The organism is Flagellimonas allohymeniacidonis, assembly GCF_004296335.1.
In the GTDB taxonomy this organism is placed as follows: Bacteria; Bacteroidota; Bacteroidia; order Flavobacteriales; family Flavobacteriaceae; genus Flagellimonas; species Flagellimonas allohymeniacidonis.
The window spans coordinates 197,642-212,126 of record NZ_SGIU01000001.1; the positions used below are offsets into that span (position 1 = coordinate 197,642).

11 protein-coding genes are annotated in these 14,485 nt (G+C 42.3%); 4 read left to right on the top strand and 7 right to left on the bottom strand.

Features of this window, described 5'->3' with window-relative positions:
- Positions 1 to 30: 30 nt before the first annotated feature.
- From bglX to EW142_RS00820, 4 genes are all read left to right on the top strand, one after another.
- On the top strand, positions 31 to 2,304 hold the full coding sequence (gene bglX, locus EW142_RS00805; RefSeq protein ID WP_130608284.1) for a beta-glucosidase BglX: 2,274 nt from the start codon (positions 31 to 33) through the stop codon (positions 2,302 to 2,304).
- A 100-nt stretch (positions 2,305 to 2,404) separates the two neighbouring features.
- Positions 2,405 to 4,030 carry a sulfatase family protein gene (locus tag EW142_RS00810; RefSeq protein WP_130608287.1) on the top strand — a complete coding sequence of 542 codons (1,626 nt, stop codon included), beginning with the start codon at positions 2,405 to 2,407 and terminating at the stop codon, positions 4,028 to 4,030.
- Positions 4,027 to 4,869, top strand: coding sequence for an endonuclease/exonuclease/phosphatase family protein (locus EW142_RS00815; RefSeq protein WP_130608290.1), 843 nt, complete (start codon positions 4,027 to 4,029; stop codon positions 4,867 to 4,869). Before EW142_RS00810 ends, EW142_RS00815 begins: the two co-directional genes overlap by 4 nt.
- Positions 4,870 to 4,874: 5 nt before the next feature.
- A complete protein-coding gene (locus tag EW142_RS00820; protein WP_165395195.1) occupies positions 4,875 to 7,364 on the top strand; it encodes a glycoside hydrolase family 2 protein in 2,490 nt (829 codons plus the stop codon).
- A 152-nt stretch (positions 7,365 to 7,516) separates the two neighbouring features.
- On the opposite strand, the gene EW142_RS00825 is transcribed toward EW142_RS00820, so the two are convergent.
- The 7 genes from EW142_RS00825 to EW142_RS00855 all read right to left on the bottom strand — a co-directional run bounded on the left by EW142_RS00825 (position 7,517) and on the right by EW142_RS00855 (position 14,481).
- Positions 7,517 to 8,020 carry a hypothetical protein gene (locus EW142_RS00825; protein ID WP_130608296.1) on the bottom strand — a complete coding sequence of 168 codons (504 nt, stop codon included), beginning with the start codon at positions 8,018 to 8,020 and terminating at the stop codon, positions 7,517 to 7,519.
- A 21-nt stretch (positions 8,021 to 8,041) separates the two neighbouring features.
- Positions 8,042 to 8,380, bottom strand: a complete 339-nt coding sequence (locus EW142_RS00830; protein WP_165395196.1) for a MarR family winged helix-turn-helix transcriptional regulator — start codon at positions 8,378 to 8,380, stop codon at positions 8,042 to 8,044.
- Between the two features lie 80 nt (positions 8,381 to 8,460).
- A complete protein-coding gene (locus EW142_RS00835) occupies positions 8,461 to 8,955 on the bottom strand; it encodes a DinB family protein (RefSeq protein WP_130608302.1) in 495 nt (164 codons plus the stop codon).
- A gap of 67 nt (positions 8,956 to 9,022) precedes the next feature.
- The gene (locus EW142_RS00840; RefSeq protein ID WP_205783205.1) at positions 9,023 to 9,904 is read right to left on the bottom strand and encodes an SDR family oxidoreductase; all 882 of its coding nucleotides are present in this window, start codon (positions 9,902 to 9,904) and stop codon (positions 9,023 to 9,025) included.
- A 508-nt stretch (positions 9,905 to 10,412) separates the two neighbouring features.
- Positions 10,413 to 10,991 (bottom strand): Crp/Fnr family transcriptional regulator, encoded by a 579-nt coding sequence (locus EW142_RS00845; protein ID WP_130608305.1) that lies wholly within the window; start codon positions 10,989 to 10,991, stop codon positions 10,413 to 10,415.
- 480 nt (positions 10,992 to 11,471) lie between these two features.
- On the bottom strand, positions 11,472 to 12,473 hold the full coding sequence (locus EW142_RS00850) for an alpha/beta fold hydrolase (RefSeq protein ID WP_130608308.1): 1,002 nt from the start codon (positions 12,471 to 12,473) through the stop codon (positions 11,472 to 11,474).
- Between the two features lie 25 nt (positions 12,474 to 12,498).
- The gene (locus EW142_RS00855) at positions 12,499 to 14,481 is read right to left on the bottom strand and encodes a serine hydrolase (protein ID WP_130608311.1); all 1,983 of its coding nucleotides are present in this window, start codon (positions 14,479 to 14,481) and stop codon (positions 12,499 to 12,501) included.
- Positions 14,482 to 14,485: the final 4 nt, after the last annotated feature.

Consider the following 14,485-nt stretch of genomic DNA (forward strand, 5'->3'; position numbering starts at 1 on the left):
AGTAACTCATAATTTCCATTAATAAACATTATGAACTTGACCAAACCATATCTAGTTGTCTTTTTGTTTAGTATTCTCATGCATGTACGTGCCCAAGAAAGAAGCACAATTCCAGTTGTCCAAAAACTTTTGGACAAGATGACCTTGGATGAAAAAATAGGCCAACTTAACCTACTTACGCCGGGCGGTGGAGTTGCTACGGGTTCTGTCGTAAGCAAGGATGTGGAAAAAAAGATCACAGCGGGCCAAGTGGGTGGCCTTTTTGGGGTGGCTGGACCGGATAAGGTGAGGGTCGCCCAAGAACTGGCGGTGAAACATACCCGTTTAAAAATTCCCCTATTGTTCGGTTCTGATGTCATTCATGGCTATAAAACCACATTTCCGATTCCCCTGGGAATTTCATGCAGTTGGGATCCAGAATTGATTGAAAAAACCGCACGGGTAGCGGCAGTTGAAGCCACAGCCGATGGTATCAACTGGAATTTTTCCCCTATGGTGGATATTGCAAGAGATCCCAGATGGGGACGTATTGCCGAAGGAGCAGGGGAGGACCCCTACTTGGGCTCGGCTATTGCAGAGGCCATGGTTCAAGGGTATCAAGGAACCAATCTCTCTCATTCCAATACCATGCTGTCCTGTGTGAAGCATTTTGCCCTATATGGAGCATCACAAGCAGGTCGCGACTACCATACCGTGGATATGAGTAAAATTAAAATGTTCAATCAATACCTACCCCCATACAAGGCAGCTGTGGATGCCGGGGTGGCATCTGTCATGAGCTCCTTTAATGATGTCGATGGAATACCAGCTACCGGGAACAAATGGCTTTTGACAGATTTGTTGCGAGACAGATGGGGATTTATTGGATTTGTGGTTTCCGACTATACCTCTTTAAATGAAATGATTCCCCATGGCTTTGGAAACCTTCAGGATGTATCGGCTATTTCCCTGAAAGCAGGTTTGGATATGGATATGGTGGGTGAGGGTTTTTTAAAAACACTTAAAAAATCGGTGGAAGAGGGAAGGGTTACGGAAAACGAAGTGACCGAAGCCTGTAGAAGAATTTTGGAAGCCAAGTACCGATTGGGCTTGTTTGATGATCCTTACCGCTACTTGGATAGCGAAAGACCAAAAAAGGATATTCTTACGCCGGAACATCGCCAGTTTGCCAGGGAGGTTGCTGCGCGCTCTTTTGTACTGCTAAAAAACCACAATGGCATTCTTCCCATAAAGAAGAACGCCAAAGTTGCTTTGGTGGGTCCCCTGGCAGATAGCCGTAAAAATATGTTGGGAACCTGGGCCCCTACTGGAAATCCGGATTTAGCGGTAACCGTTATCGAGGGATTTAAAAAAGTGGTGCCCAATGCCACCATCTCATATGCAAAGGGGTCCAATATAACTGACGATAAGGAGTTGGCGAAAAAGGTGAATGTATTTGGCCAAAGGGTAGTTATCGATAAGCGCTCACCGGAAGCCATGATTGAGGAAGCAGTGGATGCAGCAAATACCTCGGATGTTGTTGTAGCAGTGGTGGGTGAAGCTACAGAGATGAGTGGCGAAGCGGCCAGCCGTACAGATATTTCAATTCCAGAAAGTCAAAAGAAACTGATCCGTGCTTTGGTTGCCACAGGCAAGCCTATTGCCCTTGTTTTGATGAGCGGCCGCCCGCTTACAATTCCAGAGGAGTTTGACATGCCCGTGGCTATACTACAGGTTTGGCATTCCGGTGTGGAAGCGGGCAATGCGATTGCCGACGTTGTTTTTGGAGATTATAATCCCTCTGGAAAACTGACCACAACTTGGCCCAGAAATGTGGGACAAATACCCATTTATCACAGTGTGAAGAATACCGGAAGACCAAATCCAAAGGGAGGCTACGAAAAATTCAAATCGAACTATTTGGATGTGCCCAATACCCCATTGCTGCCTTTCGGATACGGCTTGAGCTATACTTCCTTCGAGTATTCCAACCTCCGCTTGGACAAATCAGAGATTAACCAAGGTCAGGGCGTAAACGTTTCGGTAACCATAGAAAACACAGGAGATTACGATGGTGAGGAGGTAGTACAGCTCTATTTGAGCGATGTGGTCCGAAGTATAACCCCACCAAGACGCCAACTTAAAGGGTTTAAGAAAGTGATGCTCAAAAAGGGTGAGCGAAAAGAAGTAACTTTAAGCTTAACAGAGAACGACCTCAAGTTTTATAACAGTAATTTGGAGTATATAGCGGAGCCGGGAGAATTTGTGGTGTATGTTGGCCCAAATTCAAATGCGGAGCTTTCCCGCTCATTTGTATTGAAGTGAAAGTGATTTTTGGGTTGTCTTTAAAGTGTGCCACATAAAAAAGTTGGTATTGACTTAGCTTTTGCATAATCAAAAATTCATCTGGAATAAAAGAAATAACATGAAAATCAGATTCTTATCATTTTTGCTGGTGCTCTGTTTTTCCGCATGTAAGGAGAAGGAAGTAGAGAAAAAACGGACAACACCCAACATCGTTTTTATCATGTCCGACGATCATGCCTATCAAGCTATCAGTGCCTATGGTCACGAAATCGGGAAAATTGCACCCACTCCCAACATTGACCGAATTGCGGAGAACGGTGCAAGGTTCAACAGGGCTTACGTAACAAATTCAATCTGTGGCCCCAGCAGGGCCGTAATACTTACAGGGAAACATAGTCACCTTAATGGGTTTAGACAAAATGGGGAGCGTTTTGACGGTTCTCAAGCAACCTTGCCCAAATATCTTAAAACAATGGGATACCAAACGGCAATAGTGGGGAAGTGGCACCTTCACGACTGGCCGCAGGGATTTGACTACTGGAACATTTTACAGGGCCAGGGTAATTATTACAATCCCAACTTTGTAGATAATGGGGATTCCATAACAGTGGAAGGCTATGCAAATGATATCATTACCGACAAAGCACTTTCTTGGTTGAAACAAAAAAATGACAGCACTCCTTTCCTTTTGATGATACAGCATAAGGCCCCCCATAGAAATTGGATGCCGGCTCTCCGTCATGCCAACAAATATGACAGCATCAACATTCCTATTCCAGACACCTATTTTGCCGGGCATGATGATCAGCAAGCCGCTAAGGAGCAGCAACAAACCATATACAAGGACATGTACGAAGGGCACGATCTAAAATTGAACAAAGCTGCAGGTAGTTTGGAACTGGCCAACAATCCTTGGCCATCCGATTTTGAACGAATGACCGAGGAGCAACGTACTGGATGGAATGAGGCCTATCAACCCAAAAACGAATCCTTTCACAAAGCCAATCTTGATGGAAAGGAGCTTGCGTTATGGAAAGGCCAACGTTATCTTCAGGACTATTTGGCCACTGTGGCGTCTGTGGACGAAGGGGTTGGAAAAATTTTGGACTATTTGGAAGCATCTGGTTTGGATGAGAACACTATTGTCGTGTATACCTCCGATCAGGGTTTTTACCTAGGGGAAAAAGGCTGGTTCGACAAGCGTTTTATGTACGAGGAATCGTTTAGGACCCCTCTTTTGATACAATACCCCGGTGTAGTCGAAAAAGGGAAGCAAGTTGACGCCATGGTACAAAATCTAGATTTTGCCCAGACCTTGTTGGATTTTGCAGGAGGGAGCGAATACAGCTCCGAGATGCAGGGAGAATCTTTGGTTCCTTTGTTAATGGATACGATGGAAGAGAAGGATTTTAGGGATATCATCTACTATCACTATTACGATTACCCAGCGTTTCATATGGTAAAGAAGCATTATGGAGTGAGCACAAAACGATACAAGTTGATGCACTTCTATGACGATATCGACAGTTGGGAGTTCTATGATCTGAAAGAGGACCCCGAAGAGTTGGACAATAAGATAGATGATGAAGCGTATGGAGACATCATTGAAAGGATGAAAACAAGACTTGATTCGGTACAAAAACTATACAATGTGACGGAAAAAGAATTTGAACAAGCTCCCAAAGAGAAAGTGGACAAAGCTTTTGAAGCATTTGAAAAATTAAGAGGTGCACCAATGAAATGAAAAAGGGAAACTTCTTTGCATTTGTTTTGTTAATAGGTTTAACCTGCTCCTCGTTTGGCCAGCAATTTAGCGTTTTGACCTATAATATTCGGTTTGATAACCCTTCTGACGGGATCAATACATGGGATTCAAGAAAGGCATGGGTCGCATCGCAACTGGACACATATCGTCCAACGATATTTGGAGTTCAGGAAGGATTGAAGCACCAAGTGGTTTTTTTGGAAAGCCATCTTGAGCAATATTCCTATTTTGGTGTTGGTAGGGACGATGGTAAGGAGAAAGGGGAACATACTCCTATCTTTTTTGACACCACCGAGGTAAAACTCTTGAAGAATAATACCTTTTGGCTCTCCGAGACACCCCAAAAACCTTCTAAGGGGTGGGATGCAGCTATAAAACGCATCTGCACCTACGGACTTTTTGAGGATTTAAAAGGTGGAAATCGTTTTTTGGTGTTCAACACCCATTTTGACCATGTTGGTGGGGTGGCCCGGTTGGAAAGTGCCAAATTGATTTTGGCAAAAATGGAGCAGTTAAACCCTGATGGTTTGCCCGTACTATTGATAGGCGATTTTAACCTTGAACCTGATAGTGAAGGAATTGGGTTGGTTTTAAAAGAACTGAAAGATGCGCATAGCATTGCCAATTACAAAGCGGATGAGGCCCAAGGTACTTTTAACGGATTCGATGCCCAAAAGCCGGTTACTAGAAGAATTGATTATATTTTTTTTGATGATTCCACACTTAAAGGCCTGAAATGTGACATTTTAAGTGATTCCATACAAGGTCGGTATCCATCTGACCACTTTCCAGTGTACGCTGAATTTGCCTTTAAATGAGAAGTATGGGAAAACGACTCTTTTTTTTGCTTGGGTTGGCAACAGCGATGCATATGAATGGTCAGCGGACGCTTTTATCCGAATGGACTTTTTTCACAGAAAAAGATTCTGCTTTACAAACCATCACGGTTCCGCACACTTGGAATTTAAAAGATGCCTTTGACGATGAACCAGGCTATTGGCGGGGAAAGGGAATTTATGAGACCACCTTTGAAGTAAATGACCTGGAACAGGCCTATTTCCTTCATTTTGAAGGAGTAAATCAAGAAGCCAAAATCTTTATAAATGGCAAATATGCTGGAATACATTTAGGGGGTTATACGGCTTTTGATATCGATGCATCTGACCTTTTGGAAATAGGAGAAAATGATTTGAAAGTCGAGGTGACCAATGCACATGATGATACCATTCCGCCTCTGGATGCTGATTTTACGTTCTTTGGGGGGATATATCGGGCGGTTTATCTGGAAATGGAAAACGCTGTTCATTTTCAAAAAAGGCATGGAGCCGACAACATAAAGATTGATGCGCTTCTGGATGAGACCTTAAAGAAAGGAACCGTGCAAATACATGGGAGCGTTACCAATCCCCAAAAGGACAGTTTGTGGGTGGCCGTTTCTTTGTATGATAATATAGATGGACATCCAGTATACTCTACACAATTTTCAATTGTGGACACTTTACAGCACAGGTATGGTTTGAACTTACCCAAACTTTGGTCCCCCGAGTTGCCGAACCTATACCATTTGACCATAGAATTGAGCGATGGCGCCCGAACCATAGATACATATGAGCATCAAATCGGATTTCGAAAATTCGAGGCAAATACCTCAGGCTTTATACTCAACAACCAGCCATTGAAACTATTAGGTGTTAACCGGCATCAAGACTTCCATGGTTATGGTAACGCTGTTCCGTTAGACTTGCAGTTGAAGGATTTGGCCACTATCAAAGAAATGGGAAGCAATTTTCTTCGATTGGCGCATTATCCACAATCAAAAGAAATCTATGAAGCAGCGGATAGCCTTGGTCTCATCCTATGGTCCGAGATACCTGTTGTGAACAAGGTGCCCATTGGTGATGATTTTGATTCATACAGCAACAACAGTATAGCAATGCAGACTGAGCATATCGCTCAAAATTACAACCACCCTTCACTTATTTTTTTGGGGTATATGAACGAGATATTTCTTCGCATGGTTTTTGACCGACTGGATGAAAAAACTGAAGAGGCCATCATTTCAAATACACTGGACTTGGCTACTGATTTGGAGCAGCTGACCAGAAATCGGGCACCCAATCACATCACGGTAATGGCACTTCATGGAAACTCAATCTATAATGAAACAGGAATTGCTGACATTGCCATGGTCATAGGTTGGAACCTATACAAAGGTTGGTATGAGGGAAAGATTTTTGATCTTGGTCCTTTTTTGGATTTAGAAAATCAAAAATTTCCAAATAGACCCTTGATTATTTCGGAATATGGAGTTGGAGCCGACCCTAGGATTCGGAGCGAGATTCCCAAGAAATTTGATTTTTCTGAAGCCTACCAGTTGGAGTACCATTTGGGTTACATGAAACAGATACTTGAGCGGGACTATGTAATGGGTGCGACTGTATGGAATTTTGCCGATTTTGCTTCAGAATTTAGGGGGGATGCTTTGCCTCATATCAATCAAAAAGGTTTGGTAAACTATGATCGTACCCCAAAAAACACCTTTCATTGGTATAAGGCGGTCTTGGATTCCACAAATCAACACATTCGATTTTTCAGGGATAGTGATCGGCACGATCATTCCTCAAATCAGAGAGAAATCGAGGTCATTGCCAACCGGGCTTTCCGCTTGCAGGCAAATGATTCTGAATATTTATTCGAAAGGCCCCAATGGGGTGTTTCAAGTCAAACGATTTATTTGAGGGAAGGCAAAAATGTCCTAAAACTTTATGATAAGGAAGGCACACTTACGGATTACTGGAATATCGACTATAAAAAGCCCAACTTAAATAAGCTGGGGGATAGGTTAAACCTTAATCTGGGAACGGATATTGAATTTCTGTCCAAGGATGGAACATTGTGGATTCCTATAAAGAACACTTCAAACGTGACGACCGTGGGTAAGGTTTCCATGAAAAAAATAGCGACAAACATACGAGGTACAACCAATGACCCCATTTACCAATCGCAATTAATCAATATTGAAAAAATGGTTCTGGAGGTTCCCGAAGGGGATTATGAAGTTTTATTGCACTTTTCCCGATTTGGAAATGAAAATGAATTGATTTTCGAACTTGGGAAAAATACCAATCCCTTAAGGGGTGACTTGGCGCAACAGCTTTATGTAAATGACAAGCAGGTAGAGGTGCCTCCTTTAGGTACATTTCAATGGGCCACAAAAAGGATATTGGTCCCTTCCGCAGAAAAGTTGGAAGTCAAAGCAAATCCAAGAACCACTATCTCATTAGCTGGAATATCGATAATGCGGTTAAGATAATGGACTGGCAAAGTCTTAAAAAAGGTTGGTTTTACGAGACTTTATAAAAATCTTAGCGAGGCATTGTCAGTAGCTGGCATATTTTTCATCCATTTTAACCAGCTTTTCCTGAATTATTACCTAGGCCGAAAGGATCTTTGCCAAACTTCAAATCATTTGGTGCCATTGATTGTTTCCATAATTTCCTTTCCATGCACATCAAAATGATTTGGAATTTGATATGTGAATATTTTGAGCATCGACAAAACCCTGTCATTCGGTTTGGGTAGGGAAGTTTTCAATGACCATTCCTCTTCAAAAATTTTTATTACCTCTGCAATCAGTGACTGATGGGCAATATCATATTCAATGAGCATCAATTCCAGACTTTTATTTTTTCCAACATACTCGGAATATTTATACGAAAAATAGTGCCCCAATTTAGTGCCAAAGAAAGAAGGCATGGCTTTTGATTTTTTGGCTTTTTTGACAAGCATGGGATAGGACTTTTCCATAGAAATAAGAAGGTGCGTGAGAACACCACGGACAGTTCTTTTTGTGAATTTTGAAGGAATTATCAAATCATCTTGACTCAACGCTTTGATCAGTGCATGAAATTTTTTTTTGGTTTCTTCGAGTGATCTTATTGCCAACTTTTGGTTCTTATCATATGCCATTGTCCTTGAGATTTGGTTGGTCTACACAATTTTTTCAATTTTTTTAGCGAGACTCCTGAGCGAATTTATTTCACCGGTCGAAACGGTTTTTAATATGTCGTCCTCCAATTTCCTTGTAATATGATACAATTCATACGCAGTGTTTTCACCTCTTTTCGTGAGTTGGATTTCAAAACTTCTCCTATCCCTTGGAGAAATTTTCCGCTCCAGAAGAGCCTTTTTTTCCAAACGGTTGAGAATGGAGGTGAGGGTGGAATTCTTTAGACCAAAAACTTTTATCAACCTGTTTATAGGACTAGGAGCATTATTGATCAGATAGCCCATTAAATGGGCTTCGCTGATGGAGAATCCGAGCGGCATGAACTTTTTTTCGAGATACATATCAATGCTGCGCAAAGACTTATGGAGAGGCGAAAGAATTAAGAATGGACGGTAATCGTTCATAGTTCGTAATCAAATTCTTTTCCTATCAGCCTTCTTCCAAGGCCTATCTGCCCGGTATGGTATCCTTCATGATATAACAGTATGGAAAACAGCTTGCCCATGGTAGGGTCTTCAATCGGCACGGGAAGACCATCCCTTGGTATGGGACTGTTCAGGAAGGCTTCATCAACACCTGAAAGCTTTTTAATCAAGGAATCGAATGTCCTTTTCAGGCCTTGATTTATTTTTTCAATCGATATCCTATTGGAATTTTTGCCAATTGGTTTGGATCCCGAGGCATAATAGGAAGTCTCCATTTCTGACAAAAAGGTAGTGCCATCCAGCATGGTGAGCATTTGATCCCTTACCACCAAAATGTGGCCAGCATTCCAATTAATGCAATTCCCCTTTATTTTTGGCTGGATGACACTGTCGGAATCTGAAATTCCCTTTAGGTTTCTTTGCAAGGTAAAATTGGAAGCAGAGAATCCAGTGATAAAATTTTCTTTCATTTCTTCAGTTTATTACGAAGAATATGATATTACGAAATCGTAATAAATTATCCAAAGAATTTAGCTTCTAGTTGTTACAAATTTCTTTACCATCTACTTCGACCCACTTTTGACTTATTTCCCATAATTGCTTAGAGGCTTCAGGGTTGGTAGCCCAGGGTTTTGGTTTTTTCTCCTTACAACCTCTAAAGTTCCTCCCTGAGATATCCTTCACATTTGGTGAGGTACACACGTAAACAGAGGTTCTTGCACCTTTCTCAGGAGATTGGAGAAATGGTTTCATGAGCCGTGAAATAACTCTGCCCAAAAAACTATTTTGGGTTCCAAGGCCGGTTGCCACCTCTCCAGGGTCCACCGAGTTTACAGTAACCGTGCTTGCCTCAAGACGTCTTGCCAATTCATGCGTGAAAAGTAGGTTTGCCAGTTTTGAATGACTGTATACTTTCAATGGCCGAAAACCTTTTTCGAAGTTCAGGTCAGCAAAGTTTATTTGGTTTACCAGCATATGGGCCCCAGACGCTACGTTTATTATTCTTGAAGGGCCACATGCCTTTATTCTATTGAGCAATAGGTTGGTCAATAAAAAATGGGCTATATGATTGACCGCAAACATTTCTTCATGTCCATCGATGGTGATTCTGCGTTTTAGGTTGAATACGCCTGCATTGTTCAACAAAATGTGCAGCGGCCTATTGTAGGAAAGAAATGATTGGGCGATCTGACGAACTGAAGCCAAAGAAGAAAGGTCTCCCATCAGCAGATGAAGTCTTTGGTTTCCTGTTTCCGATTTTATCTCATCTGAAACCTTTTTACCCTTTTCAAGGTTTCGGGACACCAAAAACAATTCAACTCCCATTTGGGCCAAAGCCTTTGCAGTGGCCAAACCTATTCCATTAGTGGCGCCGGTGATGAGGGCCACTTTATCCATCGGTCTTTGTTTGTTTCTCATAGAGAATCGACGCTTTGGTTAAACAAAGGAAACTTAATTCATACAGCGAGAACATTAGGTGTTATTTGACAACACCTTCCCTTCCATATGGCCCAAAGAATAATCAATAAAGACTATGGAATGATAGCCATGGAATAGCTCATTCAAATTATTGGTGCCATTTTCCAAAATCATCGCGCCAGTTAGAGGGGTAACACTGATATTCGATCAGAGACCGATTTTGGGGGGTTGAAAATCCCGATAACAGGATCATTGATATGTTCATTTCAGCCATACATCCTACAAAAACCATTCAGGCACCTATTCTTTCAGTTTTATTGACCATTTCTTTCAAATTGTCCCTTCCGAAAAATTCGAGAATGTCACAGAACTATCGACTGAAAAGAATTAAAATCAATCGGCTCAAGAGTTTTGCGTACATTTCGAAAGGAATTTTGCTATCACAAAACTACCTTTGTCCGAGCTGAATTTCATTCACCTCGGTTAATTTCGAAACCTTTGGGCTTCATTAACAATCCTTTATGACGAGCCTTCTGCGAATACGACTTAAGGATTGAGGTTTTATTCCCAAGTAGTTTGCAATCATGTATTGAGGAATACGATTGGATAATTTTGGTCTTCCTTTAATAAACTTAACATAACGCATCTCTGGTGAAAATAACCGGTATTCGTCAAACGAAATTCGTTGTTTTGCGATTAAGTCGTTGCTAATCTGCATGCAGACCTTTGACAATCTCGGGAAAAGCTTTACGAAATGATTAGCTCCTTCAATAGTTCCTGAAGAAACCATTGCGTCCTCTAAACACGAAAGAAAATATCTGGAAGGGCTTTGTTGAGCATATCCGGTCGGAACGATTAAGTCGTTTTCTACGTAAAATTCGGTAATATATTCATCCCCATTTTCTAAATAGAAACTTTTTATACATCCCCTTAAAACCAAATACGTATTTTTTGCATCTTGTCCTTGCCTTAAGAGAATATCCCCCTTTTTATACGCCCTTACCTTACCATTTTGTTGGATGTAATTGATTTCATCATTGGTCAGATCTATAAATTGAGCTAGATATTCCAATAGATAATTATTCATTCACAAAGGATTTAATAATCTATAATATAGTAATATGATGTCTATTATGAGAACAGTAATCTAATGGCATTCCAAGACCACATATCAATAGGATAAAAGGTACTAATAACAGTGAGTTAACATTGTTGACTTCAACTATTCCGTAGCTGGCTGAATAGCGAAATACATTAAAAACCAATACCCCAACGGTCACCGCTATGGTAAGAAATACCAAGACCTTATTTTCCCTAATAATTTTTAACATGGTCTTTGAAACGCAATTGGACTCATCTTAACTGTAAAGATATGGATTGCAAAATCCATACACATTCTGAAGTTCATTGAAATTGGACGAAACTCTTGGGTCAAAAAGAAAATCCAATAAAATGGTAGGTTTTTGAAACAATTTCCGAAATTCAATAAAGTGCTATAATAAGTTCCATTTAAAAGACTTCTCTAAGTTAAGATCAAAGCGCTTCTATATTTTATAGGTCTTAATGGCTAAAGGCTGGTTCTGAGAGCCACCGCAAGCTTATGGGGTTTGTCGATCCATGGCAAGTGCCCTGCTTTTTCAATACTTGTAAATTCGGCATTTGGTATTTCTTCGCTCCATTTTCGGGTAATGTGGTTTCCCATATCCAAAAAGTCATGGTCACCAATAATTATGGAGATTGGGTACGATTGGTTTTTAAATTCCTCGATAAAGTCCCAACCGTTCTCGGGATAGGTGTTCTCTGTCAATCCATAGACATTGCCCTTGTACAATGCCTTTCCATTATTTAGCTTATACCAATTACCTACATCATGAAGCATTCTCGTGGCAAAACCGATCCTATTAACTATAGTCTTCTCCTTAGAGGAAAGACTGGAATCTTTCCTTATCAGATTATGTTTCTGAAGTTCCTGTTTTACCTCAGGTCGCTGTCTAAATTTTTCAAAGGTTTTTTGTGAGGTTTGCAGCAATTCGATATCCTCCTCAGGAAAGGGATTTTTGAGATAGGCCGGACTGACCAGAACGAGTTTTTCCACATGTTCTGGGTATCGCTGGGCATAGGCACTCGCAAGTACAGCCCCCATGGAATGTCCTAAGAGTATGAGTTTTTCAATCCCTAGCTCCCTCCTTAAAAGCTCTACATCCTCGATATGGTGTTCATAGGTGATAAGGGAATCAGGGAAGGGCGAACGCAGGGAACCCCGCTGTTCATGGGCGAAGAATTTGTATTCCTTTCCCAATTCACGAACCATATCGACCATGCCACTATGTTCTGCACCCCATCCCCCATGGAGCAATAGCACGGTATCGGGACCGGTACCAAATTCCCTCACATAGATCTGCGGGTCCATTTTCCAATCGCCAGTGGACAGGAACCAGCTTTCCATTATCGGGGTGCCATCCACGGTTTCCGCAATGGTGTTATGTACCTGTTCTGTGCTCCGCTCCGTACAGGAAACGATACCGAGACATAGGAACGGTACAAGACCATTTATTATCTTATTTTTCATGGTTTGATCAATTAAAGTCCGTTATTCATTTCTTTTTTCCCTCCACCAAAAGCAAAGCCAGGTCATCCGCCAAAAAATTACCCGTATTGGAATTGGTAAAAACGACAAAGCCCATGTTCAAATCCTCATACATACGGAAGAGGCATTTGAAATCCCCACTGTTGCCACTGTGGTAGAACATCTTTCCAAACTTGGATTCTGAGATGGCGATGCCGAGACCCATACCTTCTTTGGGGTGGTCCGTCTCCCTTCTGTTTTCGGGAAAAGGGGAATGGATCCGCATCATTCTATTATAAGTTTCAGCTTTAAGCCCACGGCGTTCCAACAAGGTCAGCGCAAAATCTGTATAGGCTCGAGCCTCGGTATGAAGACTATAAGCCACCTTGGGCTCCTCTGGCACTGCACGTATGCTGGGTGTACCATCGGTATGGCCCCTGGAAAACACTTGGCGTAGAGCTGGACTCCGTTTAAACTCCATTCTGCCAATATTTTGTGGTTTAATCAGTTCCTCACGGATGATGTCTTCGATGTCACGAGAGGTGATTTCTTCGATGACCCGTTTGAGATATTCGAAGGCCTCGCCGGAATAGCCGTAGGCTGTCCCTGGTTCGCGCAGCAAGGTTCGTCCCCAATTGGGCATTCCCGACTTGTGGCTCAGTACATTGTAGGCGGTCATTTTTTTATAGTCGGGATACTCCTCCAGTTCAGGAAAGGCCAGATATTCGTGAAGGGGCCGTTGCAAATCCAGTTGATTCCTTTCTACCATCAAATTGACCACATAGGCAAATATGGGCTTGGTCATCGAAGCTCCCTCGAACAGTGTATTTTCGGTGATGGGCTCCCCGGTCACCCTGTTCTGCACCCCATAGGTTTTATAATACCAAGGTTTACCTTCCCGAATGACCATCAATGACACTCCTGGAACCACATCATGATTCATATAAGCCTTCACAAAATTGTCTATCGTTTGTGTGGTAGTCGCATTGGGTTCATGTAACAGACCCTTTTTAGGAATCAACTCAGCTCTGGGCACCAATTTTGTCATTCGGGGCAGCTCCAAATGAGAAGATCCACTTTTTCGGAGGGTCACTGTTTCTTGCCCCACTGCTTTCAAGCGGTACAGATGTAGAGGGTCTTCCCAGAACAATCGGTCGGGCTGCAACAGTCTGTAACTGCCCGGCAACAACTTTTGTCTAAAAGTACCCGCGCTGTCTAAGGTAACGTCCAGATGGTTTTCGATTACCGTTGAAGATTCCAAACGCAAAGTGGCACTCTCGACAAATTTCTGATCAACATCCACTTTCCCTGATAGGGTTGCCAATTGTGCTTCGCTCGGAACCAACAGCACATCGCCCAGACATTGGGAACATTCGTGCTTGATACCATTGTTCCTGCCCCAACCCAGGGTATCAGGATATCCTTCCGTTGCATCTTTGTCAAAAACGGTATAATCGAACCCTAAGGTTCTGCCTGGTGTGATGTGATCCCCAAGAATGATCTTCCACTCATAGCGGGTACGATTATCCACCCTTATCACTTCACATTCGACCATATTCCAGCCTGCATTCTTAACATAGGGGTCCCAATTGAGGTTTTGCTCAACAATCTTTGAATAGTAGGTAGTGGCCTCAAGGGCCAGCACACCAACAGGTTCCTTGCTATGGCGGGGCTCCAAATACAGCACCTGCATATCGTGGACCCACCACCGTGAATCGCCAGGATTTTGAACAAAGTGATTGTCCGTGACCTCTACAGCCACGTATAGCGCCCGTTCGGTCAGGTTATACCCAATGCGAAAATAAGCTGCGAGGTCAAGCTTGCCCTCACTTTTAAAGCTTGTATTATAATGCGAAAGGGGATATTGCAATGCAGTATCGGGCCAATCCCCAAAATCTCCATCGATGATGATATCCTTTACGGGATGTGCCAAGGCCACCGAGCCATTGTTTGCGCTTACAACAAGACCGACAGCAAAAAACAGAAGTATTGAAATATGTGTGTGTTTCATATGA

Coding starts and splice junctions, on each gene's coding strand:
- bglX (WP_130608284.1), top strand. CDS start 31: ATGAACTTGACCAAACCATATCTAGTTGTCTTTTTGTTTAGTATTCTC.
- EW142_RS00810 (WP_130608287.1), top strand. CDS start 2,405: ATGAAAATCAGATTCTTATCATTTTTGCTGGTGCTCTGTTTTTCCGCA.
- EW142_RS00815 (WP_130608290.1), top strand. CDS start 4,027: ATGAAAAAGGGAAACTTCTTTGCATTTGTTTTGTTAATAGGTTTAACC.
- EW142_RS00820 (WP_165395195.1), top strand. CDS start 4,875: ATGGGAAAACGACTCTTTTTTTTGCTTGGGTTGGCAACAGCGATGCAT.
- EW142_RS00825 (WP_130608296.1), bottom strand. CDS start 8,020: ATGGCATATGATAAGAACCAAAAGTTGGCAATAAGATCACTCGAAGAA.
- EW142_RS00830 (WP_165395196.1), bottom strand. CDS start 8,380: ATGCCGCTCGGATTCTCCATCAGCGAAGCCCATTTAATGGGCTATCTG.
- EW142_RS00835 (WP_130608302.1), bottom strand. CDS start 8,955: ATGAAAGAAAATTTTATCACTGGATTCTCTGCTTCCAATTTTACCTTG.
- EW142_RS00840 (WP_205783205.1), bottom strand. CDS start 9,904: ATGAGAAACAAACAAAGACCGATGGATAAAGTGGCCCTCATCACCGGC.
- EW142_RS00845 (WP_130608305.1), bottom strand. CDS start 10,991: ATGAATAATTATCTATTGGAATATCTAGCTCAATTTATAGATCTGACC.
- EW142_RS00850 (WP_130608308.1), bottom strand. CDS start 12,473: ATGAAAAATAAGATAATAAATGGTCTTGTACCGTTCCTATGTCTCGGT.
- EW142_RS00855 (WP_130608311.1), bottom strand. CDS start 14,481: ATGAAACACACACATATTTCAATACTTCTGTTTTTTGCTGTCGGTCTT.